This is a genomic window from Acidobacterium sp. S8 (assembly GCF_009765985.1).
Classification (GTDB): Bacteria; Acidobacteriota; Terriglobia; order Terriglobales; family Acidobacteriaceae; genus Alloacidobacterium.
Genome location: NZ_LMUM01000011.1, coordinates 70,009 through 94,782, shown reverse-complemented (window position 1 = coordinate 94,782; position 24,774 = coordinate 70,009). Strand labels below are relative to the sequence as shown.

22 protein-coding genes are annotated in these 24,774 nt (G+C 54.9%); 13 read left to right on the top strand and 9 right to left on the bottom strand.

Features of this window, described 5'->3' with window-relative positions; translation table 11 throughout:
• Positions 1-9: 9 nt before the first annotated feature.
• Complete coding sequence (locus GSQ86_RS02980; RefSeq protein ID WP_158748476.1) at positions 10-681, top strand: alpha/beta hydrolase; 672 nt, start codon at positions 10-12, stop codon at positions 679-681.
• Positions 671-2,044: a glycerate kinase gene (locus tag GSQ86_RS02975; RefSeq protein ID WP_158748475.1), complete on the top strand. Its 1,374-nt coding sequence runs from the start codon at positions 671-673 to the stop codon at positions 2,042-2,044. The genes GSQ86_RS02980 and GSQ86_RS02975 overlap by 11 nt, the downstream gene beginning before the upstream one ends.
• Positions 2,045-2,306: 262 nt before the next feature.
• On the opposite strand, the gene GSQ86_RS02970 is transcribed toward GSQ86_RS02975, so the two are convergent.
• Positions 2,307-3,212, bottom strand: a complete 906-nt coding sequence (locus tag GSQ86_RS02970; RefSeq protein ID WP_158748474.1) for an alpha/beta fold hydrolase — start codon at positions 3,210-3,212, stop codon at positions 2,307-2,309.
• A 348-nt stretch (positions 3,213-3,560) separates the two neighbouring features.
• Between GSQ86_RS02970 and GSQ86_RS02965 the strand changes: the two genes are divergently transcribed.
• The 4 genes from GSQ86_RS02965 to GSQ86_RS02950 all read left to right on the top strand — a co-directional run bounded on the left by GSQ86_RS02965 (position 3,561) and on the right by GSQ86_RS02950 (position 9,528).
• On the top strand, positions 3,561-6,389 hold the full coding sequence (locus GSQ86_RS02965; RefSeq protein WP_158748473.1) for an ATP-binding protein: 2,829 nt from the start codon (positions 3,561-3,563) through the stop codon (positions 6,387-6,389).
• Complete coding sequence (locus GSQ86_RS02960; RefSeq protein ID WP_158748472.1) at positions 6,382-7,818, top strand: sigma-54 dependent transcriptional regulator; 1,437 nt, start codon at positions 6,382-6,384, stop codon at positions 7,816-7,818. Before GSQ86_RS02965 ends, GSQ86_RS02960 begins: the two co-directional genes overlap by 8 nt.
• An 88-nt stretch (positions 7,819-7,906) precedes the next feature.
• Positions 7,907-8,686, top strand: coding sequence for an ABC transporter permease (locus GSQ86_RS02955; protein ID WP_158748471.1), 780 nt, complete (start codon positions 7,907-7,909; stop codon positions 8,684-8,686).
• An 8-nt stretch (positions 8,687-8,694) separates the two neighbouring features.
• Entirely contained in the window at positions 8,695-9,528 is an 834-nt protein-coding gene (locus tag GSQ86_RS02950) for an ABC transporter ATP-binding protein (protein ID WP_158748470.1), read from the top strand.
• A gap of 14 nt (positions 9,529-9,542) precedes the next feature.
• Here the strand turns inward: GSQ86_RS02950 and GSQ86_RS02945 are convergent, their stop codons facing one another.
• Complete coding sequence (locus GSQ86_RS02945; protein ID WP_158748469.1) at positions 9,543-10,172, bottom strand: TetR/AcrR family transcriptional regulator; 630 nt, start codon at positions 10,170-10,172, stop codon at positions 9,543-9,545.
• An 81-nt stretch (positions 10,173-10,253) separates the two neighbouring features.
• Between GSQ86_RS02945 and GSQ86_RS02940 the strand changes: the two genes are divergently transcribed.
• A complete protein-coding gene (locus GSQ86_RS02940) occupies positions 10,254-10,946 on the top strand; it encodes a DUF2306 domain-containing protein (RefSeq protein WP_254062100.1) in 693 nt (230 codons plus the stop codon).
• 118 nt (positions 10,947-11,064) lie between these two features.
• Positions 11,065-12,243 (top strand): acyl-CoA dehydrogenase family protein, encoded by a 1,179-nt coding sequence (locus tag GSQ86_RS02935; protein ID WP_158748468.1) that lies wholly within the window; start codon positions 11,065-11,067, stop codon positions 12,241-12,243.
• A 78-nt stretch (positions 12,244-12,321) separates the two neighbouring features.
• Here the strand turns inward: GSQ86_RS02935 and GSQ86_RS02930 are convergent, their stop codons facing one another.
• Positions 12,322-13,212: a pirin family protein gene (locus GSQ86_RS02930; RefSeq protein ID WP_216840986.1), complete on the bottom strand. Its 891-nt coding sequence runs from the start codon at positions 13,210-13,212 to the stop codon at positions 12,322-12,324.
• 15 nt (positions 13,213-13,227) lie between these two features.
• Positions 13,228-13,722: a MarR family winged helix-turn-helix transcriptional regulator gene (locus GSQ86_RS02925; RefSeq protein ID WP_158748467.1), complete on the bottom strand. Its 495-nt coding sequence runs from the start codon at positions 13,720-13,722 to the stop codon at positions 13,228-13,230.
• A 139-nt stretch (positions 13,723-13,861) separates the two neighbouring features.
• Here GSQ86_RS02925 and opgC point away from each other — a divergent pair, with 139 nt between their 5' ends.
• The gene (gene opgC / locus GSQ86_RS02920) at positions 13,862-15,097 is read left to right on the top strand and encodes an OpgC domain-containing protein (protein WP_158748466.1); all 1,236 of its coding nucleotides are present in this window, start codon (positions 13,862-13,864) and stop codon (positions 15,095-15,097) included.
• Positions 15,098-15,107: 10 nt separating this feature from the next.
• Here opgC and mqnE read toward each other — a convergent pair whose 3' ends face one another.
• Positions 15,108-16,259 carry an aminofutalosine synthase MqnE gene (gene mqnE / locus GSQ86_RS02915; RefSeq protein WP_158748465.1) on the bottom strand — a complete coding sequence of 384 codons (1,152 nt, stop codon included), beginning with the start codon at positions 16,257-16,259 and terminating at the stop codon, positions 15,108-15,110.
• 132 nt (positions 16,260-16,391) lie between these two features.
• Between mqnE and GSQ86_RS02910 the strand changes: the two genes are divergently transcribed.
• Together GSQ86_RS02910 and GSQ86_RS02905 are read left to right on the top strand one after the other, a co-directional pair.
• Positions 16,392-16,817, top strand: coding sequence for a glyoxalase/bleomycin resistance/extradiol dioxygenase family protein (locus GSQ86_RS02910; RefSeq protein WP_216840985.1), 426 nt, complete (start codon positions 16,392-16,394; stop codon positions 16,815-16,817).
• 219 nt (positions 16,818-17,036) lie between these two features.
• Positions 17,037-17,495 carry a hypothetical protein gene (locus GSQ86_RS02905; protein WP_158748463.1) on the top strand — a complete coding sequence of 153 codons (459 nt, stop codon included), beginning with the start codon at positions 17,037-17,039 and terminating at the stop codon, positions 17,493-17,495.
• On the opposite strand, the gene GSQ86_RS02900 is transcribed toward GSQ86_RS02905, so the two are convergent.
• The 4 genes from GSQ86_RS02900 to GSQ86_RS02885 form a co-directional block, all read right to left on the bottom strand.
• Positions 17,482-17,943, bottom strand: a complete 462-nt coding sequence (locus GSQ86_RS02900; protein ID WP_158748462.1) for an N-acetyltransferase — start codon at positions 17,941-17,943, stop codon at positions 17,482-17,484. The genes GSQ86_RS02905 and GSQ86_RS02900 overlap by 14 nt on opposite strands.
• Before the next feature lie 13 nt (positions 17,944-17,956).
• On the bottom strand, positions 17,957-19,963 hold the full coding sequence (locus GSQ86_RS02895; RefSeq protein WP_254062099.1) for a transcriptional regulator: 2,007 nt from the start codon (positions 19,961-19,963) through the stop codon (positions 17,957-17,959).
• A gap of 142 nt (positions 19,964-20,105) precedes the next feature.
• On the bottom strand, positions 20,106-21,782 hold the full coding sequence (locus tag GSQ86_RS02890) for a hypothetical protein (RefSeq protein WP_158748461.1): 1,677 nt from the start codon (positions 21,780-21,782) through the stop codon (positions 20,106-20,108).
• A 331-nt stretch (positions 21,783-22,113) separates the two neighbouring features.
• Positions 22,114-22,617 (bottom strand): NADH-quinone oxidoreductase subunit B, encoded by a 504-nt coding sequence (locus GSQ86_RS02885; RefSeq protein ID WP_371720066.1) that lies wholly within the window; start codon positions 22,615-22,617, stop codon positions 22,114-22,116.
• A gap of 359 nt (positions 22,618-22,976) precedes the next feature.
• Here GSQ86_RS02885 and GSQ86_RS02880 point away from each other — a divergent pair, with 359 nt between their 5' ends.
• Together GSQ86_RS02880 and GSQ86_RS02875 are read left to right on the top strand one after the other, a co-directional pair.
• A complete protein-coding gene (locus tag GSQ86_RS02880) occupies positions 22,977-24,383 on the top strand; it encodes an ammonium transporter (protein WP_158748459.1) in 1,407 nt (468 codons plus the stop codon).
• A 41-nt stretch (positions 24,384-24,424) separates the two neighbouring features.
• Complete coding sequence (locus GSQ86_RS02875) at positions 24,425-24,763, top strand: P-II family nitrogen regulator (RefSeq protein ID WP_158748458.1); 339 nt, start codon at positions 24,425-24,427, stop codon at positions 24,761-24,763.
• Positions 24,764-24,774: the final 11 nt, after the last annotated feature.

Here is a 24,774-nt window from a genome sequence, read left to right as displayed (position 1 = left end):
TTAAGAACGATGTCTACGATTTCTTCCGGTTCCGCCGTGCTCCGCACCATCGAAGATCTGTATGGACCTGCAGGCAGGCTCGAAGCGATTCTCAATGCTGGCGCTGCCAATGCACCCTATGCCGCACTCGTATGCCACCCGCATCCGCTTGGCGGCGGCACCATGCACAACAAAGTCGTCTATCACGCCATGAAGGTCTTCCAGTCGCTCGGCCTCCCGGTATTGCGATTCAATTTTCGCGGCACTGGATTAAGCGAGGGTTCACACGATGACGGACGCGGCGAGCAGGAGGATGTGCGCGCAGCGCTCGACTGGCTCACGCGGGAATTTCAGCTCCCCATCCTGTCGGCAGGATTTTCCTTCGGAGCAGCCATGAGCCTGCGTGCTTGCTGTGGCGATGATCGCGTCAAAGGAATGATCGCGCTCGGATTGCCAGTCCACGCCGAAGGCCGCGATTATCACTACAAATTTCTCGCTTCCTGCCGGCAGCCAAAGCTTTTCATTAGCGGCACAAACGATCAGTTTGGGCCAAAGAAACAGTTGCAGGAGGTCCTGCATACAGCTGCTGAGCCAAAAGAAGTGGTATGGGTCGATGATGCGGAGCACTTCTTCATAGGTAAACTGGATCGCGTACAGTCTTCGATGCGCAACTGGCTGCAAACCCACTTCCATGTCCTCTGACGCGGCGACACAACTCGAACAACTGCACACGGCAGCGCAGGACATCTTTCACCATGCGCTCGACGCCTGCGATATCGGCAAAGCCTTTGATCGCCACCTTCATTTCGATGGCACCACTCTGATCCGACATCCCTCCACTGCGCTGAAACCAGTTTCCATTCCACTGGACCGGTACAAGAAGATCTTTGTGATCTCTTTCGGTAAAGCAGGCATGAGCATGCTCAACGCATTGCTCGAGCGTTTACCGAAAAAGCTTCACATACGTGGCGTTTGTTCCGCACCCACATCGCCCAAAAAGCGCAACTGGCGCATACGCTACTTTACCGGCGGCCACCCCTTACCGAACGAGGATTCATTTGCCGCCGCGGAAGCTACGTTGAAGTTGTTGAAACGCGCGCGCAAAGATACCTTTGTATTTTTTCTCATCAGCGGAGGCGGCTCCGCCATGATGGAGCTGCCGCGTAATCCGAAGATTTCGCTCGATGACACCATCGCATTTCACGAAACGCTCATCGCCTCGGGCGCGACCATTACTGAAATCAATACGGTGCGCAAATACTTCTCCGCCGTCAAAGGCGGCAGGCTTGCTCTGGCAGCGCCCGACGCGGAAAAGCTATCGCTGCTCCTCGCTGACGTTCCGCTTAAAGACCTCGGCGCCGTCGCGTCCTCTCCCACCTTGCCCGATCAATCTACGACGATGGATTGCGCCGAGATTCTCCAGCGTTATCATCTGCTGGAAAAATTTCCAGCCGCCGTGCGCGACTACTTTGAATCACTGTCTCCCGAGATATCTGCAGAAACACACAGCACAGGAGCGGACGCGGCATTCGCGCACTCGCAGTTTGACACTCTGCTTTCAAACCACGATTTCGTAAATGCAGCGCGGGACCGCGCCCGAGAACTCAGCTTCCGCGTCGTTATCGACAATACCTGCGACGACTGGGACTACGCCGACGCCTCCCGTTATCTGCTCAAACGCTTTCACGAGTTGCGCGCCGAGCATCCGCGCCTCTGCCTTTTATCGAGCGGCGAAGTGACGGTGCAACTCGGACCTCAGCCCGGCTGCGGTGGTCGCAACCAGCAGTTCGTACTCGCGTCAGCCTTCGATCTGGCAAAGTATGAAAATCAGCCTCTCGCCGTTTTCAGCGCCGGTTCGGATGGAATCGACGGCAACAGCCCGGCTGCCGGCGCCACTGCTGATACCACCACAATCGCACGCGCGCGCGCATACCATTTCGACCCCGAGTCAAATCTCGCCCGCTTTGATAGCTGCCCACTCTTCAGCGCTCTGGGCGACACAATCGTCACCGGCCCCACCGAGAACAACCTTCGCGACCTGCGAATTCTTCTCGCCGTTCGCTGAAGTTCATTTCTGATTTTCAAAACAATATCCCGTGCGTGAAATCTGCTCAAATTGCGGCCGCCAGAAACGGACTCGACGCATTGGAGAGTCTTTTGATAGGCTCTTAACTTACTCGAAAATGCAATTTAACTCGCACTGCTAACGCAAGTTACACGGAGAAATGATGGCACTCTTGGCGATCGGCTCGTTTGCAACAATTTTTATCGTAGGAATTCTCTGGGCGACCCGGCCGAATAAGGCCGAAGATCATTCTCACTGAAACCTAATAACGCTGTACGAGCTTCGGTCCCGATGGTTGACCGCAGCGGTTGAGCTTGTGCAGGAATTCATTGATCGCATCCGCAAAGGTAAGCGGCGCTTCGTCGTGTGGCAGGTGACCTACCCCCGGCAGGATAACCATTTCTGCGCCCAGCTTCTTTTCGAGCACGCGACCGGATTCCAACGTGACCGCCCTGTCCCGGGTGCCCCAAAGCAGTAACGCGGGTACCTTCTGCATCCCGTCCAGTGCGGCCGCCAGCGTTTTCATGTTTTCGAACCAGCCGTCGATCATGTTCATCACATGCTGGACGGTACCGGGAACCCGCAGCGAGTTCATGTAACGCTGCAGCACGTCATGGCGAACCAGTTGACTATTCCCGTACATCCGGCCGAGCGCCAGTTCTTGCAATTTTTCGGGCAGATACGGAACCTGCTGCGCGAACCAATGTCCCAGAGGCGACCGGTAAAAGTGGACTAACGGGTCGGAAGCGGTCGAAAAAGGGTTCGCAGGGGCATGGAGAAGCAGACTGCGTACCCGATGCGGATACCGCGCAGCCATCATCATAGCCACTGCCCCGCCGTGCGAGGTGCCGACAAAATCCGCCTTTTCAATGCCTGCTTTGCGGAGAAACTTCTCTACGCGGTCCACATGCGCCGTGAGGCTCGCATCCAGATCAGGAACACGCTCCGACTTTCCGATGCCCAAAGCGTCCGGCGCGTAAACAGTCGAATTTTCTGCCAATTTCGGGATACAAGGATACCAAGCCTCGGCCGATCCGAGCAGACCATGCAGCAGGATAAGCGCAGGACCATTTCCCGCCCGGAGGTAATACATCCGGTGGTCATCCACCGGCAAAGCCAATTCCTCAATGGTCGGGCTTTCGGCCAGCATCCATGTCGCCAAAGCCATCGTTTATCCTCTCTTAAATGCGCTCAAAATTCGCCAAATTCACACAATATTAAACAATTTTTAAGAAGAAAAGCTGGCCTAAATAGATGCTTCGGCAATTAAAAAGGCGCAATGACAACGTTTCCAGCCAAGCCTGAATAATACAATTTTCCATAGAAAGATATTGAAAAATTCATCTGCGCAGCGCTAACTCTCGTTACATGTGTAATTTCTGCCCACACGAAATTCTGTATCCTGCGCCGAATCAAAGGTATACTGGTCGTACAAGCGGCATGTCCTTCAACTGCCATCTTGGCAATGGATTTGCTTAGAAACTCAACGTACCCGTCTCATCCTCGCTGAACACACATGGAAAGGTCGCTGCAAACCCGGATTACAGTTCTACTGCTGGCCTTTTTCACTGTAGCCGCGGGTATTTTTGCCACCTTCAATTACATCCAGGAAAATAATTATCCCCTGCCCACCGACGGCGTCTGGTGGACGGAAGCCGACGGCGGATTGCAGGCCCAGCGAGTGCTGTCGAACAGCCCTGCAGAACGCGCCGGAATTAAGGCCGGAGATCTGCTCGTTCAGGCCAATGACCGGCCTCTTGCACGCTCCGCTTCCCTGGCTCGGCAAATGCTTCTCACTGGCGCCTACGGCACTATCCACTACACTGTGATCCGTTCCGGGGTAAAGCTGCCGGAAGTACCGCTGATTCTTGCGCCGCTCGACCGGAGTAACAACCAGGGGTTCCGCCTCATTGCGTTGGTCTATCTGGGCATAGGACTCTATGTCCTTTTCCGACGCTGGACGGCGCAGCATGCGACTCACTTTTACATTTTCTGCCTTGCTTCTTTCGTTCTATATGCCTTCAAGTACACGGGCAAGCTGAACGCGCTCGATCAGGTCATTTTCTGGGGAAACATCATCGCAGGCGCACTACAACCTGCGCTGTTCCTACACTTTGCCGAAGTTTTTTCTGAGCGCCGCCGCGTTCACCGCTGGCTCATTGTCTTCACCTATCTGCCTGGCTGCCTGGTCATTGCCCTGCAGCTTTTTGCCATGCAGTTCTGGTCGGCAACTGCGCTCTTGCAGCACCGCCTCGACCAGATTACGGTCGGCTACCAGGCCCTCTATTACGTTCTTTCGGCCATCCTCTTCTTCGTCCGCTATCGCCAGGAAGACCAGCCGTTGCGCCGTCAGCAGTTGAAATGGCTTACCCGGGGCACGCTGCTGGCCGTCACTCCGTTTACTGTCCTGTCAGCCATTCCTTATATGGCGGACTGGCAGGTTCCAGACCTGCTCACCAAGGTCGCGGTTTTAGCATTGGTTTTTCTGCCGCTGACATTCAGTTGGGCCATCATCCGCTACCGGCTGATGGACACAGACCTGATCTTCAAACGCGGCGTCTCCTACACGCTTGCGACTGCCACACTTGTTGCCTTCTATTTCGGCCTCGTTGCCCTCGCCGGAGAGGTCGTCCGCAAGCAGTTGCCCAGCGCCGGAACCTGGGGCCTCATTATAGCCATCATTATCACCGCGCAGCTCTTCGATCCTTTGAAGCGCGGTATTCAGGACCGTGTGGATCGACTCTTCGACCGCAAGCGCTACGATTACCGCGAAACGCTGATCGAATTTGGTAGAGGACTCAGCTCACAGACCGATCTGAGCGCGCTGCTCCGCTCGATTGTGGAACGGCTGCCGCATACGCTGCTCGTCTCGCGTGTGGCCGTTTTTCTGGCAGAACCAAACGGAGCCTACCACCTCGCGGCGGGTCATGGATTGCAGCCATCTGTTCTGGAAGGGAAAGAGCCGCTCAATCTTCGTTTTTTTGATTTCGACCAGCCCGGTGCCGGTTCGCATATCTTCCTTGAAAATCCGCAGCAGGCGCTCCACCTTACCGATACTGAACGCGGCACGACCGCGGCACTCGACCTCAACTATTACCTGCCTTGTAGACTGCAGGACCGGACAATTGCCGTCATCGGCCTCGGCCGCACCACTGATGGGGATTTCCTTTCGAGCGAAGATATGGAGTTGCTCGAATCGCTGGCATCCTACATCGGTATCGCTATCCAGAATGCCCGCCTTTATCAAAGCCTCGAACAAAAAATCTCTGAATATGAGCGCCTGAAGGAATTCAACGAGAACATCGTCGAATCCATCAACGTCGGCATCCTGGCCATTGATCTCGAGGATCGTATCGAAAGCTGGAACGCGCAGATGGAAGTCTTCTGCGCTCTGCCACGCCGGGAAGCATTAGGAAAGCATCTTTCCGAGATCTTTCCGCCATCCTTCATGCAGGAGTTTCAGCGCGTCAAGGATGAGCCGGGTGTGCATAATTTCTATAAATTCCGGCTGGAAATGCGCGAAGGCGAAGCCCGCACCGCCAATATTGCGGTAGCGCCTCTGATCTCGCGCCATTTCGTCACCGTGGGCCGTATCATTCTTCTCGACGACATCACCGAGCGCACGGAACTGGAGTCGCAGCTGAGCCAGGCCGAGAAGCTATCCTCGATCGGGTTGCTCGCCGCCGGAGTGGCGCACGAAGTCAATACACCGCTCGCAGTCATCTCCTCCTACACCCAGATGCTGACTAAGCAGCTGCGGGGAGACGAGCGCCTTTCGCCTCTGCTCGAAAAGATCACCACGCAGACATTCCGCGCCTCAGAGATCGTCAATAGTTTGCTCAATTTCTCGCGCACCAGCAGCACCGAGTTCCGCGAGACAGACCTGAACGCCATCATTCGCGAAACATTGTCGCTGCTTGAGCACCAGTTCAAGACGGCGCAAGTCAGCGCCATGATGGAACTTGCCCCGAACCTCCCGCCCATTCTCGGCAATGCAGGTAAGCTGCAACAGGTGTTCCTCAATTTATTCCTGAACGCCAAGGACGCGATGACTGGTGGCGGAACGCTGCACATCGCCACGGAAAGCAACGGCCATATAGCAGTCTCGATTACTGACAGCGGTTCCGGCATTACACCCGAGAACCTGCAGCGAATTTACGATCCTTTTTTCACCACAAAGAGCGCTCCCAAACAAGGCGAACGCCGCGGCACCGGCCTGGGTCTAGCTGTCACCTACGGCATTATCCAGGAACATGCCGGAAAGATTCACGTCGAAAGCCAGGTTGGCACCGGCACGACGTTCCTGCTTGAATTCCCCATGTTAAGGAAACCTGCGCATGTCTGAAGGCACACTAACAGCCCCACACTCTCTCGCATCTTCCCATTCAGAACCTGCGCACCGCATCCTGATCATTGATGATGAAGCGGCGATCCGTGAATCGCTGGAAACATTGCTCACGCTCGAAGGCTACACCATAGAAACTGCGCCTGAAGGCGACGCAGGCCTCGATCGCATCGATCACGCCAGCTATGATCTCGTACTTCTCGATCTCGCGCTCCCCGGCAAGAACGGTCTCGAGATTCTGCAACTCATACGCGAGCGCCATCCGGAGCTGCCGGTCATCATGATCACCGCCTATGGAACCGTGGATAACGTCGTCGAGGCGATCCGCACCGGCGCGCAGAATTTTGTTCAGAAGCCTTGGGATAACGAAAAGCTTCTCGCTGACATCCGTTCGGCTATTGCCCGCTATCACGCGGAAGAAGAAAATGTTCAGCTCAAGCGAGCACTCAAGCAGCGTTACAACTTTGAAAACATCGTAGGCAAGAGCGATCCCATGCTGCGCATCTTCGATCTGGTCGCGCAGGTCGCGCCCAGCCGCTCTACCATCCTCATTCAAGGCGAGAGCGGCACCGGCAAAGAACTGATCGCCAAGGCGCTACATGCAAACTCGCCGCGTCGCGACAAGCCCTTCGTACCGGTTAACACTGGCGCCATGCCCTCGGAGCTGCTCGAATCGACGCTCTTCGGCCACATCAAAGGCTCTTTTACCTCGGCCATTGCCACAAAGAAGGGGCTCTTCGAGGTCGCCAACGGCGGAACGCTCTTTCTCGATGAAATTGCCACCATGGGCATGGACACGCAGGCGAAGATTCTGCGTGTGCTGCAGGACCGCCGCTTCATGCAACTTGGCGGCACACAGGAGATCCAGGTCGATGTGCGCATCATCACCGCGACCAATGTCGACCTGCGCCAGGCTGTGCGCGAAGGCAAGTTTCGCGAGGATCTCTACTATCGTCTCAATGTCATCACCGTCGACCTGCCGCCGTTGCGCAACCGCCGCGAAGACATTCCTCTGCTGGCGACGCACTTCCTCAAGCGCTATTCGGACGAGAACAATTTGCCGCTCCGCTCGCTTTCACCTGACGCCATCCGCTCCCTCATCGATTACGACTGGCCGGGCAATGTGCGTGAGCTTGAAAATGTCATCGAGCGCGGCGTTGTTTTGTCTTCGAATCAAACCATCCACTCTGATCTGCTGCCAGGGCACCTTACGGGACGCAGCTACTCTTCGAGCCTGCTCGAGCACAATCCGAATGCATCGCTCTTCGACATCATCGAAGACATCGAGAAGCGTATCATCGTCGATAAGCTGGAACGCTGCAACTGGAACCAGACCGAGGCGGCGGAGCAATTCCGCATTCCGCTTTCCACCCTCAATCAGAAAATCAAACGCCTGAATATTGAAATCAAGAAGCGGGTGAAGGAATAAGAGTGCGGAGGCTAGCCTAAGCCCCGTATGGTACCCTCACTCTGTGAGCCGCAAGCCGCGCCCGCACATTTAAGCGAATAAATTGAACATGGCCATAGCTACTCTGGATCGAGCCGCAAAAAAAGGTGTCACCGCAGTGCAGGAATATGCACTGATCTCAGGCCGCGCTCTCAGTAATCTCTTTCGGCGCCCTTTTTATGGCGCCGATATCTTCACACAGGCCGACATCATTGGCGTTGGATCGATTCCCATCGTCATCCTCACCGGCTTCTTTACCGGTGGCGTGCTGGCTCTTCAATCTGCCTCCACACTCGCGCAATTCGGAGCGGCGGCAGTCACGGGGCAGCTAGTCAGCTTTTCGATGATTAAAGAGCTGGGGCCCGTTCTCACCAGTCTCATGGTCTCGGGTCGCAACGCTTCGGGCATGGCCAGCGAACTCGGCTCTATGATGGTGACAGAACAAATTGATGCCATGCGCGCTCTAGGCACCGATCCGCTCAAGAAGCTGGTCATGCCGCGCATCGTCGCCACTGTCGTCATGCTTTTTTTCCTGACCATTATTTCTGACGCGATCGGCATACTTGGCGGCGCGGCTGTATCCGTCTTTTTGTTGGGACAAGACAGCTCTCAATACTTCCACAACGCCTATCAATCGCTGCGTTACGCCGATCTGGTACAGGGCATGGTCAAGCCGCTCATCTTCGGACTCATTATCGCAACCATTGGCTGCTACTACGGCATGACAACGCGCGGCGGCACGCAGGGCGTGGGCCGTTCGACGACACAGGCTGTCGTTGTCTCTTCCGTCCTCATCATTGCTTCCGATTTCGTTATCAGCCGTTTCATGATTGGAATCTTCGGAAGGTAAGACTGCATATGAGCCAGGCTGCCGTTGCTCCGGAAATCCCCCAGCGCACCGATGATGAACCTGCTGTCGTGTTTGAGCATGTCTCGATCGGCTTTGAAGGCAAATCGGTACTCGATGACATCTCGTTCACCGTTAAACCGGGCGAGACGCGCGTTTTGCTTGGACCAGCCGGCGTCGGTAAAAGCGTGCTGCTCAAGATGGCCGATGGACTGATGCGCCCCGACACAGGCCGCATTACCGTTTTCGGCGAAGAGATCAGCAGCATGCCGGAACAGCAGCTTTTCGCGCTGCGCGGGCGTATCGGTATCGTCTTTCAGGAAGGCGCGCTCTTTGACTCGCTCACCGTCCGGGATAATGTCGCTTATCGCCTGATAGAGGAGCGCATACCGGAAGAAGAAATCAATCAGCGCGTGGTCGAGGCACTTCGCTTTGTCGAACTGGAACATACGCTCGATAAGTTTCCTTCCGAGCTTTCAGGAGGCATGCGGCGTCGCGTTGCCATTGCGCGCGCTATCGTCAGCCGTCCCGATCTGCTTCTCTACGACTCGCCCACCGGCGGCCTTGACCCTATCACCTCCACCACCATCATTGAGCTGGTCATTAAGCAGCGTGATGTGTACCACACCAGTTCCCTGCTGGTCACACATCGTCTACAGGACGCCTTCGTTCTGGCATCGCATCGCTTCAATCGTGAAGCAAATAAAATGGAGCCTCTGCCAGAAGGACAATCCGATCCACAGACAAGTTTTCTGGTCCTGAACGAAGGAAAGCTGGTCTTTGATGGATCGACGCACGAACTCGTGCATTCTGACGATCCCTTCTTGAAGGAATATCTTTCTTAGCCTGGCCAAACGAGCTACATACCAAGAGCTTTCTTCACGAGCCCAGGAAGCAGCCGAGCTGCCTGATCAGCGCTGCCGCAGCTTTCGGCGAGAGCATCGAAAAACTCAAATGAACTCAAAGCATGCAGGACGGCGACTCTTTGTGCTGTTTGCTCCGCGAAGTTCTCCCCGGTCTTCGAACTCCGAACACTAAGAATCCGGGTTGCTGCGCTAAGGCGTCTCTGATTGCGCGCCAGAAGTACGCTGCCGAATTCCGGATCGATGGCGGCAATTCCATGAATACGACGGAAAAGTAGCCTGTTCTTCGTCCAAAATGCACTGAAAACGCCGATAAATCCGTCGAGCATGGTGTCAGGATCAGGCTGCTGCATCACGTTGCGCATCTGCTCCATGCCGCTGCTAAAGGCGATCTGATCAAACAGCGCTTCGAGTACCCCTGTCTTCGATCCAAAGAGATTGTGAACAGTTTGCCTCGTGACGCCGCTTTCGCCCGCCAAAATCTCTAAAGTAAGCGCCAGAAATCCGTCTTTTTCCAGTAGCAAACGCGCAGCCGCCAATATCCTGGCCTTTTTTTTATCGGACAATTCCAGCCGTTTGCCCAGCGAGTAGGGCCGCTTGCATGGCAGTACTTTTGCCTTCTTCACAATCTGAATATTAGCGTTAAAGATTTAACTTTACAATTTGTAAAATTAAATATTATTCTGCCTGCATCGAGGGATTTGTAAATGCACTCAGGCTCCATTTCAGAACCCAAAGTCGGTATCTTTCCGCAGGCGCGTAGTTTCCCCGCCGCTATGCGAATTGGGTTCTGGATCTGTATTTTCATCGCGGTGGCTGTGGTTCTACGGCGCGTGGTAGCGCTTCTTCATCCGTCGCAGTCCGGGCCGCCACAAATGGCCGGCCTCGATGCAGCTTTCGCCTCGCATACCGCATTGACTCTGGCGCATATTCTGCCGGCTCTGGCATTTGTTCTGTTGCTCGCGCTCTCTTATTTTCCGCGTTTTGCCCATGCGACGTGGCTTATGCGCCTGCTCTTTCCTCTCGGCGTCATCGTCGGCATCACCGCTTATGCAATGAGCACTTACTCTGTAGGCGGCTGGATCGAGCGCTCTGCTGTTTTGTTCTTCAACACTCTTTTCCTTTTTGCGCTTATCCGCGCCTGGCTTTATTGGAGACAGGGTGAAGCGATCCTAAGGCAGCAATGGATGACGCGAGCTGTTGCAATTCTGCTCGGCATCGCGACGACAAGGCCTGTCATGGGAATCTTTTTTGCAACCAGCTCCCTCACCCATCTCACTCCGCGACATTTCTTTGGCATTGCTTTCTGGATCGGGTTCTCCATCAACACCATTGCGATTGAGCTTTGGTTGCGTTCGACGAACGGTCGGCCTTCACTCGAAACGATGGCCCACAAATAACAGCCGCTTGCAGTGTTAAGCCCTTCGAGATCAACGAGCCGAGAGGCGGTTTTGCTCAGCGTCTTGCCGCTCTGCTAGTCTGAATTGTTTGAGCCTCAGAACGGAGCAATCAGTCACAATGGCATTTAAGTTCAAGGGAGTCGACTTTATCGGCTTCGACGCACTTCTCAACGAAGACGAGCGCCTCTCGCGCGACACCGCCCGCCAGTTCATTGAAGATAATCTCATTCCCATCATCGAGGAATGCAACCGCGAAGGCCGTTTCCCACGCGAACTGGTTCCCCAGATGGGCGAACTTGGCTTCTTCGGCGCGAATCTGCACGGCTACGGTTGCGCCGGCATGTCGAACGTGGAATACGGTTTGGTGATGCAGGAGTTTGAACGCGGAGATTCCGGTGTACGCAGCTTCGTTAGCGTGCAGTCGGCCCTGGTCATGTATCCGATCTTCACATTCGGCTCAGACGAGCAAAAAGATTATTGGCTTCCGCTGCTGGCAAAAGGCGAAAAGCTCGGATGCTTTGGATTGACCGAGCCTGACTTCGGGTCGAATCCCGGCGGCATGCGCACCCGCGCCCGCAAAGTCGGCGACGAGTATGTTCTGAACGGCGAAAAGATGTGGATCACCTCGGGCACAATTTCCGATGTAGCGGTCATCTGGGCGAAAGTAGAAGACGAAGACGATCGCGTGCGCGGCTTCCTGGTCGAGACCGACCGTCCCGGCTTCTCGGCCTATGACGTGCATGGAAAGTGGTCTCTGCGCGCGTCGGTGACATCAGGGCTCTCGCTGCAGGACGTGCATGTTCCAGCGAAAAATCTTATGCCCGGCACCGGCGGCCTTAAGTCGCCGCTCATGTGCCTGAACCAGGCACGCTACGGCATCAGCTGGGGAGCGATCGGGGCTGCGATGTCCTGTTACGACACCGCACTCCAATATTCGTTGCTGCGTAAGCAGTTCCGCGACCAGCCCATCGCCAGCCATCAACTCGTTCAGGAAAAGCTGACATGGATGATTTCGGAGATCAGCAAGGCGCAGCTGCTGTCTCTACAAGTAGGGCGCATGAAAGATGAAGGCAAGGTCAGTTTCGAGCATATCTCCATGGCCAAACGCAACAATGTTTGGATGGCGCTCGAATGTGCACGCATGGCCCGCGATATTCTCGGCGGCAATGGCATCACCGACGATTACCCGATCATGCGCCACATGATGAATCTTGAGTCGGTAAAGACCTACGAGGGCACTCACGATATTCACACCCTCATCATCGGTCAGAGTGTGACCGGTATCCCGGCTTATTAATAGATTCGACTGAAAATAAAAAGCCGTCATTCTGAGCGCAGCGAAGAATCTCGTACACAGCCAATCCAGCTGTGATTCTCAGAATGACGGCGCATTCCTTTTATGCAAGATGCCCCATCTTGCCGTCGTTATAATCGCGCACAGCCTGCATAATCTCGTCGTATTCATCACGAACGGACCATAACTAGAGACAGGCTCGTTGATCGGTTCGCCGCTCAACACCAGAATCGTCGAATCTTCCTTCGCCTCCAGCACAATCCGATCGCCTTCCGGGCTAAGTGTGGCAATGCGCGCTTCGCCTTTGATCGAGGTAGCGTCGTTCAGCGTCACATCGCCCTTCAAAACAAAAATGGCACTGTTGTGCCCGTCGGGAATCTGCAACTCCACTTTGGTGCCCGCTGTCAGGCGTAGATCAAAGAGGTTCAGTTGCGTGTAAGTTGTCGCAGCCCCCTGCACGCCGCGCATCTCACCGGCAATCACTCTCGCATAGGAACCGTTGCCGAGATCAACCGTAGAAATCTGCTCCTTCGTGATTCCCTGGTAGCGAGGTGCCGACATCTTGATCTCTTTCGGCAGGTTTACCCAGAGCTGAATCATCTCGAAGGTTCCGCCATTCTTCGCAAATTCCTTCTCGTGCATCTCCTCATGCACGACACCGGACGCAGCTGTCATCCACTGCACATCACCGGGAAAGATGATGCCGGAGCTCCCGGCCGAATCGCGATGCGACACCGCTCCCTGGTAGGCGATCGTCACCGTTTCGAATCCGCGATGCGGATGCTCGCCAACTCCGTGGGACTTCTTCGATGGCTCAAAATACGATGGACCCGCGTAATCCAGCATTAGAAACGGATTAATCTCGGCATTCAAACCATTCGACGGAAACATATTGCGAACGGGAAAACCATCGCCAACCCAGTGATTCGATCCCGGTCCATAAACATTCAGTACTTTCTTTAAATCAGTCATTGTCTTTTCCCCTTTTTACTTCTTTCTGCCGTTCTTCACGGCCACATTTTTGTCTGCGCTTTCGAGTTGTGCGACGGCATGCAAACCAATGCGCCGCAACAGATCGATTGCCACCCGACGGTCTTCCTCTCCAATGCCAGCCACTGCCTCTTCCATCGCCTGCTTGTGATCTTCAAAGCTTTCCCGAATCAGCGCAGCACCCGCTCTCGTCAGCTTGATTACACGTACCCGGCGATCTCCTTTATCCCCCGTGCGCTCGATCAGATCACGGCGCTCTAGCCGGTCCAGTGCTGCCGTCATGGAACCGCTGGTGAGCATCACCTTTGCTCCAAGCTCTTTCACGGTCTGCGGTCCCTTGTGCATCAGCACTTCCAGCACTCCGAAGTCGCTCAAACCCAGGCCGAACTCAGAGATATGGCGGTGGGCATGCGCTTCTACAGACCGGAAAGCCTTCCAAAGCACCAGCCAGAGGTGAATTCCATCCGAATTGCGTTTTTCATCTGTTTTCATAAACCTTGATATAAAGATTCTTTAGATCGAGAAAAAATTCATCGCCACTTTCGCGGCCATCAAGCGATCCTCCTTCCTCCGCGCAACCCATTCACCGGCATGGGGTTCTAATGAGAAGCACCCACAAATTGAGTACTCCGTGCTGAATGCGCATTTTCCCAAACCGCAGAGACGACCCGAGCTTGATGCGCTCCGAGGCCTGTTCCTCGTCTGGATGACGTTGACGCATCTTCCCACCCGTTTTAGCGATTTTGTGAACCAGCCGATCGGTTTTGTCTCTTCTGCGGAAGGTTTTGTCTTTCTTTCCGCATTGCTCGTCAGCCGCGTCTACATCAGGCAGGCTGAGTCAGATGGTCTGGCGGTGCGCGCAAAGCTCTGGAAGCGATCGCTGCGGGTTTATGCCTATCACCTGTTGATGCTGGCTCTGGCTTTTACTGTGGCTGCCGCGTATGCCGTGACCACCCATCGGGCGGCGATCAACAATCTGCTGGATTTCTATCTCGCGCACCCGGTTGTGGCGATTGTGGGCTCGGTGCTGCTGCTCTATTGCCCGCCGTTGCTCGACATTCTGCCGATGTACGTCATCTTCCTCTTTTTCACGCCGATCGTTTTATCTTCAGCGGCGCGGCGGGGGTGGGGCAGAATCCTGGGCGTCAGCGGTGTTTTCTGGCTATTTGCGCAATTCGGCCTGCGGGACCTGGTGCATAACATCATCGTCCGCGTCACACATCTGCCTATCCCTCTTCAGGAAACCGGCGCCTTCAATCTTTTCGCATGGCAGGCTGTCTGGATCGTGGGCCTGTGGCTAGGCGCGAAATCCGCTCAGGACGACGTTCCCCTCAAGCGCATTCCCGGCTACGTTGTGGCCATTTGTGCGATGATCTGCCTGTTTTTTATCGGGATACGCCATGAGTGGCTGGGACCACACCTGACCCAGCAGGCGCTTGGCATGAAACTCGACAAGTGGCAGATTGGCCCGCTGCGGGTCATCAACCTGGTGACATTCACCATTGTTTTCTACTGGTTGCGGCGATACATTCTGCCCGTCGTTAATATCGAGCCGTTCCGCACGCTCGGAAAAGCGTCTTTACACGTCTTTTGCGCGCATGTTTTCTTCGTTTTCGTGGGATTAGCGCTACTTTACAACGAAGTTCCGCAGTTGCACGGCTGGCCGGCGATCAGCTTATTGATCGCAACCTTTGCCGGACTGGTACTTGTGGCTGTACGGGAGGTACGCAAGCAGCGGGCAGAACGCGCCAAGGCGGCAGCCGAACGAAAGACGATGCCCCCTCAGGCCCCCTCATCGATCCAGCTGCTTGCTGAGCCTGAACCACTGGTTCCTTTGCAGAAGCAGCCGTCGGAAGCCTGTCAATAAAAACCGGCCGTTAGACTGCGACCGTAAACGTGTCTTCGGTCCGCGTTACCGTGCGATATAGCGTGTCGCGCTCAAACGGTTCGCGTCCGGCTTCGCGGATGAGTCGCATGAGATCCTGCCGCCGCATGCCTTGTGGCGTTGTCGCGCCCGCATCGTGGTAGATCTTTTCCTCGATCACCGTTCCATCGATATCGTCCGCGCCAAAACGTAGCGAAATCTGCGCAATCTTCGCCGTCATCATTTGCCAATAAGCCTTGATGTGTGGGAAGTTGTCGAGCAGCAGACGGCTCACGGCAATCTGTTTGATATCGGTGAGACCGGTCGTGCGCGGCAGGTGCTCCAGCGGCGTGTTGTCCGGATGAAATGCCAAAGGAATGAAGGTCTGGAAGCCATGCGTCTCATCCTGCAACGCGCGCAGGCGCAGCAGGTGGTCCACGCGGTCTTCCTCGTTTTCAATGTGGCCGTAAAGCATCGTGGCATTCGACTTCAACCCGATCTGATGCGCAATCCGCGCCGTATCGAGCCATTCATCGCCATCGATCTTGTGATCGCAGATGATGTGCCTCACGCGGTCTGCAAAGATCTCTGCTCCACCGCCCGGCATCGAGTCAACACCCGCATCCCGCAGCTTCTCCAGGGTCTCCTTGATAGAAAGCTTGGCACGGCGGGCAAAGAAGGCGATCTCGACCATTGTGAACGCCTTGATATGCACCTGCGGGAATCGCTCCTTCAATCCACTCACAAGGTCGATAAAGTATTCGAGCGGGAGATCGGGATGCAGGCCACCGACAATGTGAAATTCAGTGACAGCCTCGCTGTAACCGGAAGCAGCCGTTTCGTACGCCTGTTCGAGCGCCATGGTGTACGAGCCCGGCGCATCCTTCTTGCGGCCAAAGGCACACAGACGGCAGGCAGCCACGCATACATTCGTGGGATTGATATGTCGGTTGACGTTGAAATATGCTATGTTGCCGTGCAGCTTTTCGCGTACGGAATTTGCCAGCCAACCCACAGCCAGAATATCCGGCGAGCGATACAAAGCCACACCATCATCAAAGCTCAGCCTTTCGCCGGAGAATACTTTCTCGGCAATCGGCTGAAGTCTTGCATCGTCGGTGGCAAATGGCCGCCGCTCCATTGGAAACGCCGTCTCTGCAGTCATCACTCTTATGATAATCCAATGCTTGCGTCAGGAGTTGTGATCCCGTCACAGATGCCCCGGCTTGGCGCAGCTTCGCGCGCTTTCATCGCAATCAGGCCTTGTGCCGTGAGGAGCCGTCATAGAATGATTCGCATGACCGCGAACCGATCGCTGCCCATAGATACCGTGCTGCCTCACGTCATGTATGCAGATATCACCGCGGCTATCGCGTGGCTCACTCGCGTATTTGGATTCAGAGAGCACTACCGATACGGCGAGCCGGTAAGCGGTGCCCAAGTGTATGCGGGAAAGGCCTGCCTCATGCTCAAACAGGCTGACAGCCACGGCACTCCGAAACAGCTTGGTTGTGGAACGCAATCGCTCACCATCTTTGTGGACGACGTGGATACGCATTTCGCAAGAGTGCAATCCACAGGTGCGAAAATCGTAGAAGACCTGCATGAGACTATTTATGGAGAACGTCAATACGGCGTCGAGGATCTTGACGGCCATCACTGGCTTTTTTCGCAACATGTTCGCGATTTGAGTCCGACTGAATGGGGAGCGACCATCGCCTGACGAAGCGCTGAATTTTCAGCTAGTCACATCGGCTAAACTTTCTCAAGCGCGCAAGTTTGCCGCACTGATACTATGCCTCAAGAAGAACAGTTCATAATTCAGTAGATTAAGGTTTCCCGATTGCTCCAGCGCACCCGATTGCTTTTTCTCCTGGGTCTCTGCTTCTTTTTCCTGCCTTTTTCGCGCGCATCCCAGCAGAGAGATGCGTCAAGCACCCTATTGTTTCCAGATACCACCACAGAGAGCCTCGATAAAGTAAAAATAACTCTGCCCTCGGGATTTGAAGGCCAGGTAAATCTGCTTTTGATCTCGTTTGAGCCTGAACAGAGCAATCAAATAGAAAGCTGGATGCCTGAGGCGCAGGCTCTTCAGCATATGAATTTTCAGTTCCGCTATTACAAGATGCCTGTCTCAAACCAGGAAAACATGATCTTTCGCTGGTGGGACAATTCCTCACTTCGCAGCGTTGAAACCGATCCAGAAACCTGGCATTGGATCGTTCCTCTTTACGTCAACAAACAGCAGTTTCGCCAATCGTTAGAGATTCAAGGTGAAAAGCAGGCGGTTGCCGTCCTCGTTGATAAGGGTGGACAGGTTTTGTGGAAGGCGTCCGGCTCGATCACGGACGACAAAAAAACCGCGTTGATCGCGGCAGTAGCTGCCGCTACTCTCCACTAAACAACTTTTCCATCACGACTGCATCGAGCTTGCCGTTGTAATAGCCAGGTATTCGACCGATTCGCTCATATCCCATAGCGCTGTAAAATTTCTGCGCTGCCTCATTATCAGTGGCCACTTCCAGATGTATGGAATCGACAGCTTCTTTGCGAAAATGCTCCTCGACGGCGCAAAAGAGAAGGCGGCCCGTTCCCTGCCTGCGCGCCTCCGGCAGCACATCGATCGTGATAATGTGCCCCGCCCGAGTGCCATCCTTCAGATAGGATTGGCCCGTGCAGAAACCGGCAATCCCTTCGGGGCCTTCAGCAACCGCAGTGAAGGCCTTGGGATGCCAGAGGTAATAGCGCAATTCGCTTTTAGAATAAGCGATGCCCAGTGGGAAACAGACCTGGTCGATCCTGTACAGAGTCTCCAGGTCTGTTGATTGAAACGTTCTCAGTTTGATCACAGTTCGCGGATGCTTATGGCTGCGCACCTTTGCCGCTGGCCGCAGTCGTTGCTGCAGCTTCTTCTGTTTGAGGCTGCACGACAACTCCATTGTAGAGAGAAGCGGCTACAAGACGACCATTCAACGACCGGACTGAACGTACTGTCCAGCCAGTATTCCACCATTTCCATGTCTTACTGCTCTCATCTATGGCGAAAATCAGCGTGGAACGCCAGGAGGTAACTATGATGCGTCCCATCTCCTGGTTATAGTGCAGACCATTGATATCGGCCAGAGGAAGAGTCGACAGCTGTTGCCAGCTTTGCCCCTGATCTTCGCTGTAGAACAGGCCTTCGCGCCCTCCAGCCCAGAGACTGCCTTTCGGCGCCGTCGTCACTGCCTGCACATAGGAGAGCTTCGATGGAAGCGTGATCTCGTGCCACGTCACACCGCTGTCATTCGAAACCATCAACTGCCGATGATTGGCCGCGACCACTACATTATCCTTGGCTGAAACGTAACGATAGTTGTCGCCCTTCAACACTGGCCCGGTCCAGACTGCCCCCTGATTTTCGCTCCGATACACTCCATCCGAGGCAGCAGCAAACCAGACTGAGCTGGCGGTGTTGATATCGCTCACGCGCGAGTCGATAGGGCTTCCCGGGTGAGCAACGTGTGTGACCGACTTCGTTTTCTTTCCGCGAGTAACTTTGTATGTGGCCTTTTCCGTATAAGTAACCAGGTTGCCGTCCTGCGTCCACGCCGCTCCATTCCAACGAAAGATACCGTGGCTCGTTCCTGCCAGCAGCGTGCCGTCGTCGCTCTGGGCAAGAGCAAAGACGTCGCGGCCCTCTAGTCCCTGGCTGCGCTGTTGCCACGTCTTTCCACTATCTTCGGTGGCAAAAACCCCGCCATATACTTTGTCGTTCACTACACCCGCATAGATCGTACCCGCGTGTTTTGCATCGGCCAGAATTGAGGCAACCTGGCGCTGTGAGAAGCCTCCATTGGACGCGGTAAATGTCGTGCCTCCGTCGTTGCTTTGCAGGACGCCGCTGCGATCCGTGGCCAGCAGTACATGTTGTGGATCTTTAGGGTTGACGTAGATGTCGTTAATGATAACGTCGGGCCCGGTGATTCGGGACCAGTTCACACCGTCATCCAAGGTACGGTAGAGGCCTTCTGTCGTTCCAGCGTAGACTATTTTCCGGTTGGATGGGTCCTGCATCAGTACGCGCGTGCGGCGCGCCGTCGAAGGAATTCCTTGCACCTTGCGATAAAGTTCTCCCGCATTTTCACTGCGGTAGATACCGGAGCATGCGCTTGTATAAACCACAGTTGGCCGGGTCGGGTCGATAATGATCGAAAAAACATCGGAATCGTCGATCAGTCCCTGCTTGATGGTGTGCCAACTGGCCCCCCCATCGTTCGTCTTCCAGGGAAGATGCCAGGTGCCGGCATAGATCACTTCGGGATGGTATGGGTCGATCGCAATCGACTCGACTTCATGAATTTCAGCGTTCTCCGGAGGGCTTATCTCCTTCCAGTGCAGCCCCTTATCTTCGCTCCGGTATACGCCTTTGAGTGTTCCGGCAACCAGAATCTTTGGATTCGACGACGATTGTGCCAGCGCGCGTACAGATTGCCCATCCATATCATGGCTTGCAGCCCAGCTCGTTCCACCGTCATGGCTGATGTAAATACCGCCTGCAGGCTTGTCGACCTGCCAGACACCGGCAAAAAGTGTCTTTGAATCTGCTGAGTCAGACAGAAGACTATCGACGACCAGATCATCAGCGTCGCCGAGCTTTGAGAGCCGCTTCCAATTATTGCCGCCGTCTGTGGACTGATAGATCCAACTCGTTAAAGTGCCCATGTAAAGATGTTGCGAATCAGCCGGATCGACGGCAAAACTTCGCGCATCTCCGCCATTTGGTCCTACCGGTATCCAGTTAAGGTTTTCACCAAAGGTATTGAGACCAGAGAACCCGGCAAAAATGCAAATTCCAAAGAGACCAACCTGCCGTAGCTTGCTTTTCATAATGTCCTGCTAACAATCTATTCGCTCGAACGGTTATTTCGCCAGCGTTTATCTCCTGTATTCGATGCAGACTAGCCCGAAAAGTAAAGGCCAGCCGGTTTCCCGGCTGGCCTTTCTGGAATACCACGCTTTCGTACTTGGTTTACTTCTTCTTCGCGTGGTGTTTGGTACCAAGCGCCTTGCGGGGCTGGGCCTTCACTGTGGACTCATCGACTGCAGTCGTGCCCTGCACGTCTGTGTCGAAGGTTGCGCCGGCCGGGACGAGGTAGTTTTCCACTTCCTTCGCGCCTGCGGTGCCTGTACGGACCTGGATACGGCTGGCATCAATGCCCTTCTCCTTAACCAGGTAGTCCTTCGTGTTGACTGCACGCTGTGCCGCCAGGTTCTCTGGTGTCGCTGCATGCTTCTTCTTGCCCTTCGGCGGTGCCTGTTCCTCTGCCGTCGAGTTGCCAACTACCACGACCGAGGCATCGGATGAGCGCTGCGCGTTGAGCGCTACATCATCGAGGCAGGCCTTGGCTTCGTTGTCAACGCGAGCTGGACGACGCTTGTCACGATCAAAGTTGATCGAGCAGAGCGTCTGCGTCTTCGGTGCCGGAGCTGCCGGAGCATTGATCGTTACCGAGCAAGTGCCGGAAGCAGTCTGGCCCTTATCGTCAGAGACGTTGGCCGTCACTGTGATCGTGCCTGCAGGCGCACCCGCCGTAGACAGTGTCGCAGTGTTGCCGGTGCCGCTGATGGAACCAGTAGATGCCGTGTAGCTATAGGTTAGCGGACGGTTCTGAGGGCTGACGCCAGTTGCGGTGATGGTGGAGCTGTCTCCGGGGTTCACGCTCGATGGATTGACCGAGCAGCTAACCGTTGGCGGCTCATATTGCTTGACTGTGAAGTTCGCTGTGCAATCTGCGAACTGGCCGACCTTCTGACCTTCGCTTACATGGCCAGTAACGGTATAGCTACCAGGCTGCAGACCAGTAGAGTCCACATTGGCCGTGGCCGTATCGCCCTTGACCGTCACACCCTGTCCGGACCAGCTGTAAGTAGCCGTCTTTTTGGGATTCAGGTTGGTAGCAGTGCCAGTAATGGTGATTGGGTCGCCAGGATATACCGTAGCCGGGTTAGCCGAGCAGGTGTACTGGACCGGCGGAGGCGGAATGATATTGCCGAATTTCCAAACAATACCGGTGCTGAGCCGCGCGCTGTCGACGTTGGCGCGACCACCACTTGTAGGTTGCGGGCCAAAGTTAGCGTGCCAATATTCGTAATCAGCCTGGAAAAGACGCAGAGCCAAATGATGATTCCAGAATGGCAGGTTGTAATCTAAGCCGCCGCCAACCGTAAGGGCTGGACCCCAGGTGGTGACATGGTAGGCATAAGGTTCAGCATTTGGGCCGCCAAGCTTCACCGCACCCGCAAGCGCGTGAACAAATGGTGTAATGCCCTCCGAGGTGGGATAACGGAAGATCGGTCCACCCTGAATCGTGTACGCCGAATCATTTCGGCCATCAGGATGTGCGCCAAACTCTACCTGACCACCAAAATAGCGGTTGAAGTAGTATGCGACGCTGCCAATGGCACCGAGATCTACCGAGGAGTACCGGTCGCTGAAAGTCGTTCCATCCGGTTGCGGCGTATTCACTGTTCCGTGAGGAGCAATGTAGGAATAGCCCGTAAATACGTCGATGCGGGACACTGGTTGCTGAGCCGGGGCAGCCGGCGCTGGAGTCGAACTCTGCCCGAAAAGACTCGAAGCTCCGAGTCCCACGGCACAACCAACTAGCAGAATTCGGCTCACGGAACTTAACGGACGAGATTGCATGCGTCTATCCTCCGAAACCATACTTTTTAAAAAGTCACGCTGAACCAAAAATCAGGCCTGACAAGCGTCCCGGAAAATTCAGAACCGCAATGCCAGTGACGAAACTGCGACGGTATTAAAAATTACCACACGTTTGTAACGTTAGAGCACAAATTCTTCAACAAGTTGCCTGAAAATAGGCCCTCTGCCGTATAAGCACCTTTCCAGTTACTAGAAGAAACCGGAATGATTCTTGACAGTACAGCCACTTGGTAGACCTGTTCCACACAATGCGTAGAATGATCTGCTCTTAATGCTGCTCGTGCAAATCTAAATTATTGAATCTTTTCAGTTATTGCAAGTTCAAAACGCGTTTTAGACTACCCCGCTCCCGCTGAATCTTCTCTTGCAGAAGAGTGATTGCGTAGATCAACTGCTCTGGACGTGGCGGGCATCCGGGCACGTACACGTCGACAGGAATAACCTGATTGACGCCCTGAACAAGGGCATAGTTGTTAAAGACACCGCCGGAAGTTGCGCAAGCTCCCATCGAGATTACCCATTTCGGCTCTGGCATTTGCTCGTAGAGGCGCTGGATTACGGGCGCCATCTTCTGCGACACGCGGCCTGCAATCACCATCAGATCGGATTGCCGTGGTGAGGGGCGAAAGACCTCCGCGCCAAATCGGGCAACATCGAAGCGGGAAGCTCCCATTGACATCATCTCGATAGCGCAGCACGCCAGGCCAAAAGTCATCGGCCACACAGAACTCTTGCGGATCCAGTTAATCGCGGCATCCAGCGAAGTGAGAAAAACGCCATCCGGCTGATCGTATCCGTAGCTGACTTCCTGCAGTTTTTCGCGGTTCTTCGCGCTGCTTTCCAACGATCCGAACAGATACCGGTCACGCGCCAATTCACTCATGTCTACTACTATACCTCCGCTTTCTCTTATTTACAGGAAACGGAGCCACTTTTTACCGTCTTGCTCCCTACGACGGCGCGAAAACCGCTTCTTCACAATTCGTTAAAAAATGCAGTTTGCGATTTTCATGAAATATGTAAAAGTAACTGCAACACATTCAGAAAAATTTCGTGGCACAGCGCGCTATCCACGTGCCTCGCTTTTGCTTATCGTTCGCACACAAAGGTTCTAATCTCCCGGTGCAATATCGGCGGGAACTGGTCTATTTCAAACAAGCCGGATGGAGTGATATGTACTCTCGCATTGTGAAGCTGCTTTTGGTATTGGCTTTATGTAGTGGCAGTCTTTTCCCAGCCTTCTCGCAAACGCCCGCAGGCGCATCTACTGCCGACCAGCTCGCCAAACTCCAGACCCAGGTCACCGCTGCCCAGTCTTCTGCCGACAATGCCTGGATGCTCGTCAGCTCAGCTCTGGTGTTGATGATGACCGGTCCCGGCCTGGCCCTCTTTTACGGCGGTCTCGTGCGCAAGAAAAATGTGCTCGGAACCATGATGCAGAGCTTCGCCATGATGGCCATCATCACCATACTCTGGGCGCTCATCACCTACAGCCTGGCGTTCGACTCCGGCACCAGCTTCATCGGCGGCCTGCACCACATCTTTCTGCGCGGCGTCGGCCTCACCCCGGATTCGGATTACTCCGCAACCATCCCGATCCAGACCTTCATGATCTATCAGCTGATGTTTGCGATCATCACCCCCGCCCTCATTACCGGAGCCTTTGCCGAGCGCATGAAATTCAGCGCGATGGCCCTCTTTCTCATTCTCTGGTCGATCTTGGTGTACTCGCCTATGGCGCATATGGTCTGGGGCAAGGGCGGCCTGCTGAACGCCTCCCTGGGCGGTCGCTTTCCTACCCTTGATTTCGCAGGCGGCACGGTCGTTCACGTCACATCAGGCGTCTCGGCTCTGGTCTGCGCCCTTTATCTCGGAAAGCGTGTCGGCTACCCCAAAGAAGCTATGCCGCCGCACTCGGTTGTGCTCAGCTTCATCGGAGCCTGCCTTCTCTGGGTGGGCTGGTTCGGATTCAACGCAGGCAGCGCGCTCAGCTCTGGACCTCTGGCCACCAGCGCATTCGTGAATACGCACTTTGGAGCCGCGGGCGCCGCCCTCAGCTGGATGCTCGCCGAATGGATCCGCAACGGCAAGCCCAGCGCTCTGGGTGGCATCTCCGGAGCAGTCGCGGGACTCGTCGCCATCACTCCAGCAGCCGGCTTCGTGAAACCGATGTCGGCCATCGTCATCGGACTGCTCTCCGGCATCTTCTGCTACTTCATGGTCATCAAGGTCAAGAACTGGTTTGGATATGACGACTCGCTCGACGCCTTCGGCGTCCATGGTGCCGGCGGAACTCTTGGAGCTGTGCTCACCGGGGTCTTCGCCTCCAGTGCCATCAACCCCATCTTCAAAGACGCCCAGGGCAACGCGCTGCCATCCGGAGCCGTCGACGGTAACTGGCATCAGGTGCTCAATCAACTTGTCGGCATCGCACTTGCCTGGATCATCTCCATCGTCGGCACTTTGATCCTTTTAAAGCTTGTAGACCTTACGGTCGGCCTGCGTGTTTCGCGCGAGGATGAAGTCGAAGGACTCGATCTCACGCAGCACGGCGAAGAAGGTTATGATTTCGCCTCTTAACGTGGCATAACCTGTTACCCTGAAACACTTGAGACGACACTATGCAGAAGATTGAAGCAGTAATTCAGCCGTCGAAGCTCGATGCAGTCAAAGATGCCCTGCTCGAAGTTGGAATTGAAGGCATGACGATCCTGGAAGCACGTGGCCACGGTCGCCAGAAGGGTCACACCGAGTTCTATCGCGGGCGCGAATATACCGTTGACCTCTTGCCAAAAATCAAGATTGAAATGGTCGTTCCCGACGAACTGGTCGAAAAAGCTGTGCAGGCGATTCTTTCCTCGGCGCGCAGCGGCAAAATCGGCGACGGCAAAATTTTTCTCTCGAAAATCGATGAGGCAATCCGCATTCGCAATGACGAACGCGGCCCTTCGGCCCTGTAACACTCGGTACC

Excerpts from the sequence above, each read along its gene's own strand:
- GSQ86_RS02970 (WP_158748474.1), bottom strand. The coding sequence starts at position 3,212 with ATGGCTTTGGCGACATGGATGCTGGCCGAAAGCCCGACCATTGAGGAA.
- GSQ86_RS02940 (WP_254062100.1), top strand. The coding sequence starts at position 10,254 with ATGCACTCAGGCTCCATTTCAGAACCCAAAGTCGGTATCTTTCCGCAG.
- GSQ86_RS02960 (WP_158748472.1), top strand. The coding sequence starts at position 6,382 with ATGTCTGAAGGCACACTAACAGCCCCACACTCTCTCGCATCTTCCCAT.
- GSQ86_RS02955 (WP_158748471.1), top strand. The coding sequence starts at position 7,907 with ATGGCCATAGCTACTCTGGATCGAGCCGCAAAAAAAGGTGTCACCGCA.
- GSQ86_RS02930 (WP_216840986.1), bottom strand. The coding sequence starts at position 13,212 with ATGACTGATTTAAAGAAAGTACTGAATGTTTATGGACCGGGATCGAAT.
- GSQ86_RS02975 (WP_158748475.1), top strand. The coding sequence starts at position 671 with ATGTCCTCTGACGCGGCGACACAACTCGAACAACTGCACACGGCAGCG.
- GSQ86_RS02925 (WP_158748467.1), bottom strand. The coding sequence starts at position 13,722 with ATGAAAACAGATGAAAAACGCAATTCGGATGGAATTCACCTCTGGCTG.
- GSQ86_RS02965 (WP_158748473.1), top strand. The coding sequence starts at position 3,561 with ATGGAAAGGTCGCTGCAAACCCGGATTACAGTTCTACTGCTGGCCTTT.
- GSQ86_RS02950 (WP_158748470.1), top strand. The coding sequence starts at position 8,695 with ATGAGCCAGGCTGCCGTTGCTCCGGAAATCCCCCAGCGCACCGATGAT.
- GSQ86_RS02875 (WP_158748458.1), top strand. The coding sequence starts at position 24,425 with ATGCAGAAGATTGAAGCAGTAATTCAGCCGTCGAAGCTCGATGCAGTC.
- GSQ86_RS02935 (WP_158748468.1), top strand. The coding sequence starts at position 11,065 with ATGGCATTTAAGTTCAAGGGAGTCGACTTTATCGGCTTCGACGCACTT.
- GSQ86_RS02880 (WP_158748459.1), top strand. The coding sequence starts at position 22,977 with ATGTACTCTCGCATTGTGAAGCTGCTTTTGGTATTGGCTTTATGTAGT.
- GSQ86_RS02980 (WP_158748476.1), top strand. The coding sequence starts at position 10 with ATGTCTACGATTTCTTCCGGTTCCGCCGTGCTCCGCACCATCGAAGAT.
- GSQ86_RS02895 (WP_254062099.1), bottom strand. The coding sequence starts at position 19,963 with ATGAAAAGCAAGCTACGGCAGGTTGGTCTCTTTGGAATTTGCATTTTT.
- mqnE (WP_158748465.1), bottom strand. The coding sequence starts at position 16,259 with ATGACTGCAGAGACGGCGTTTCCAATGGAGCGGCGGCCATTTGCCACC.
- GSQ86_RS02910 (WP_216840985.1), top strand. The coding sequence starts at position 16,392 with ATGACCGCGAACCGATCGCTGCCCATAGATACCGTGCTGCCTCACGTC.
- GSQ86_RS02890 (WP_158748461.1), bottom strand. The coding sequence starts at position 21,782 with ATGCAATCTCGTCCGTTAAGTTCCGTGAGCCGAATTCTGCTAGTTGGT.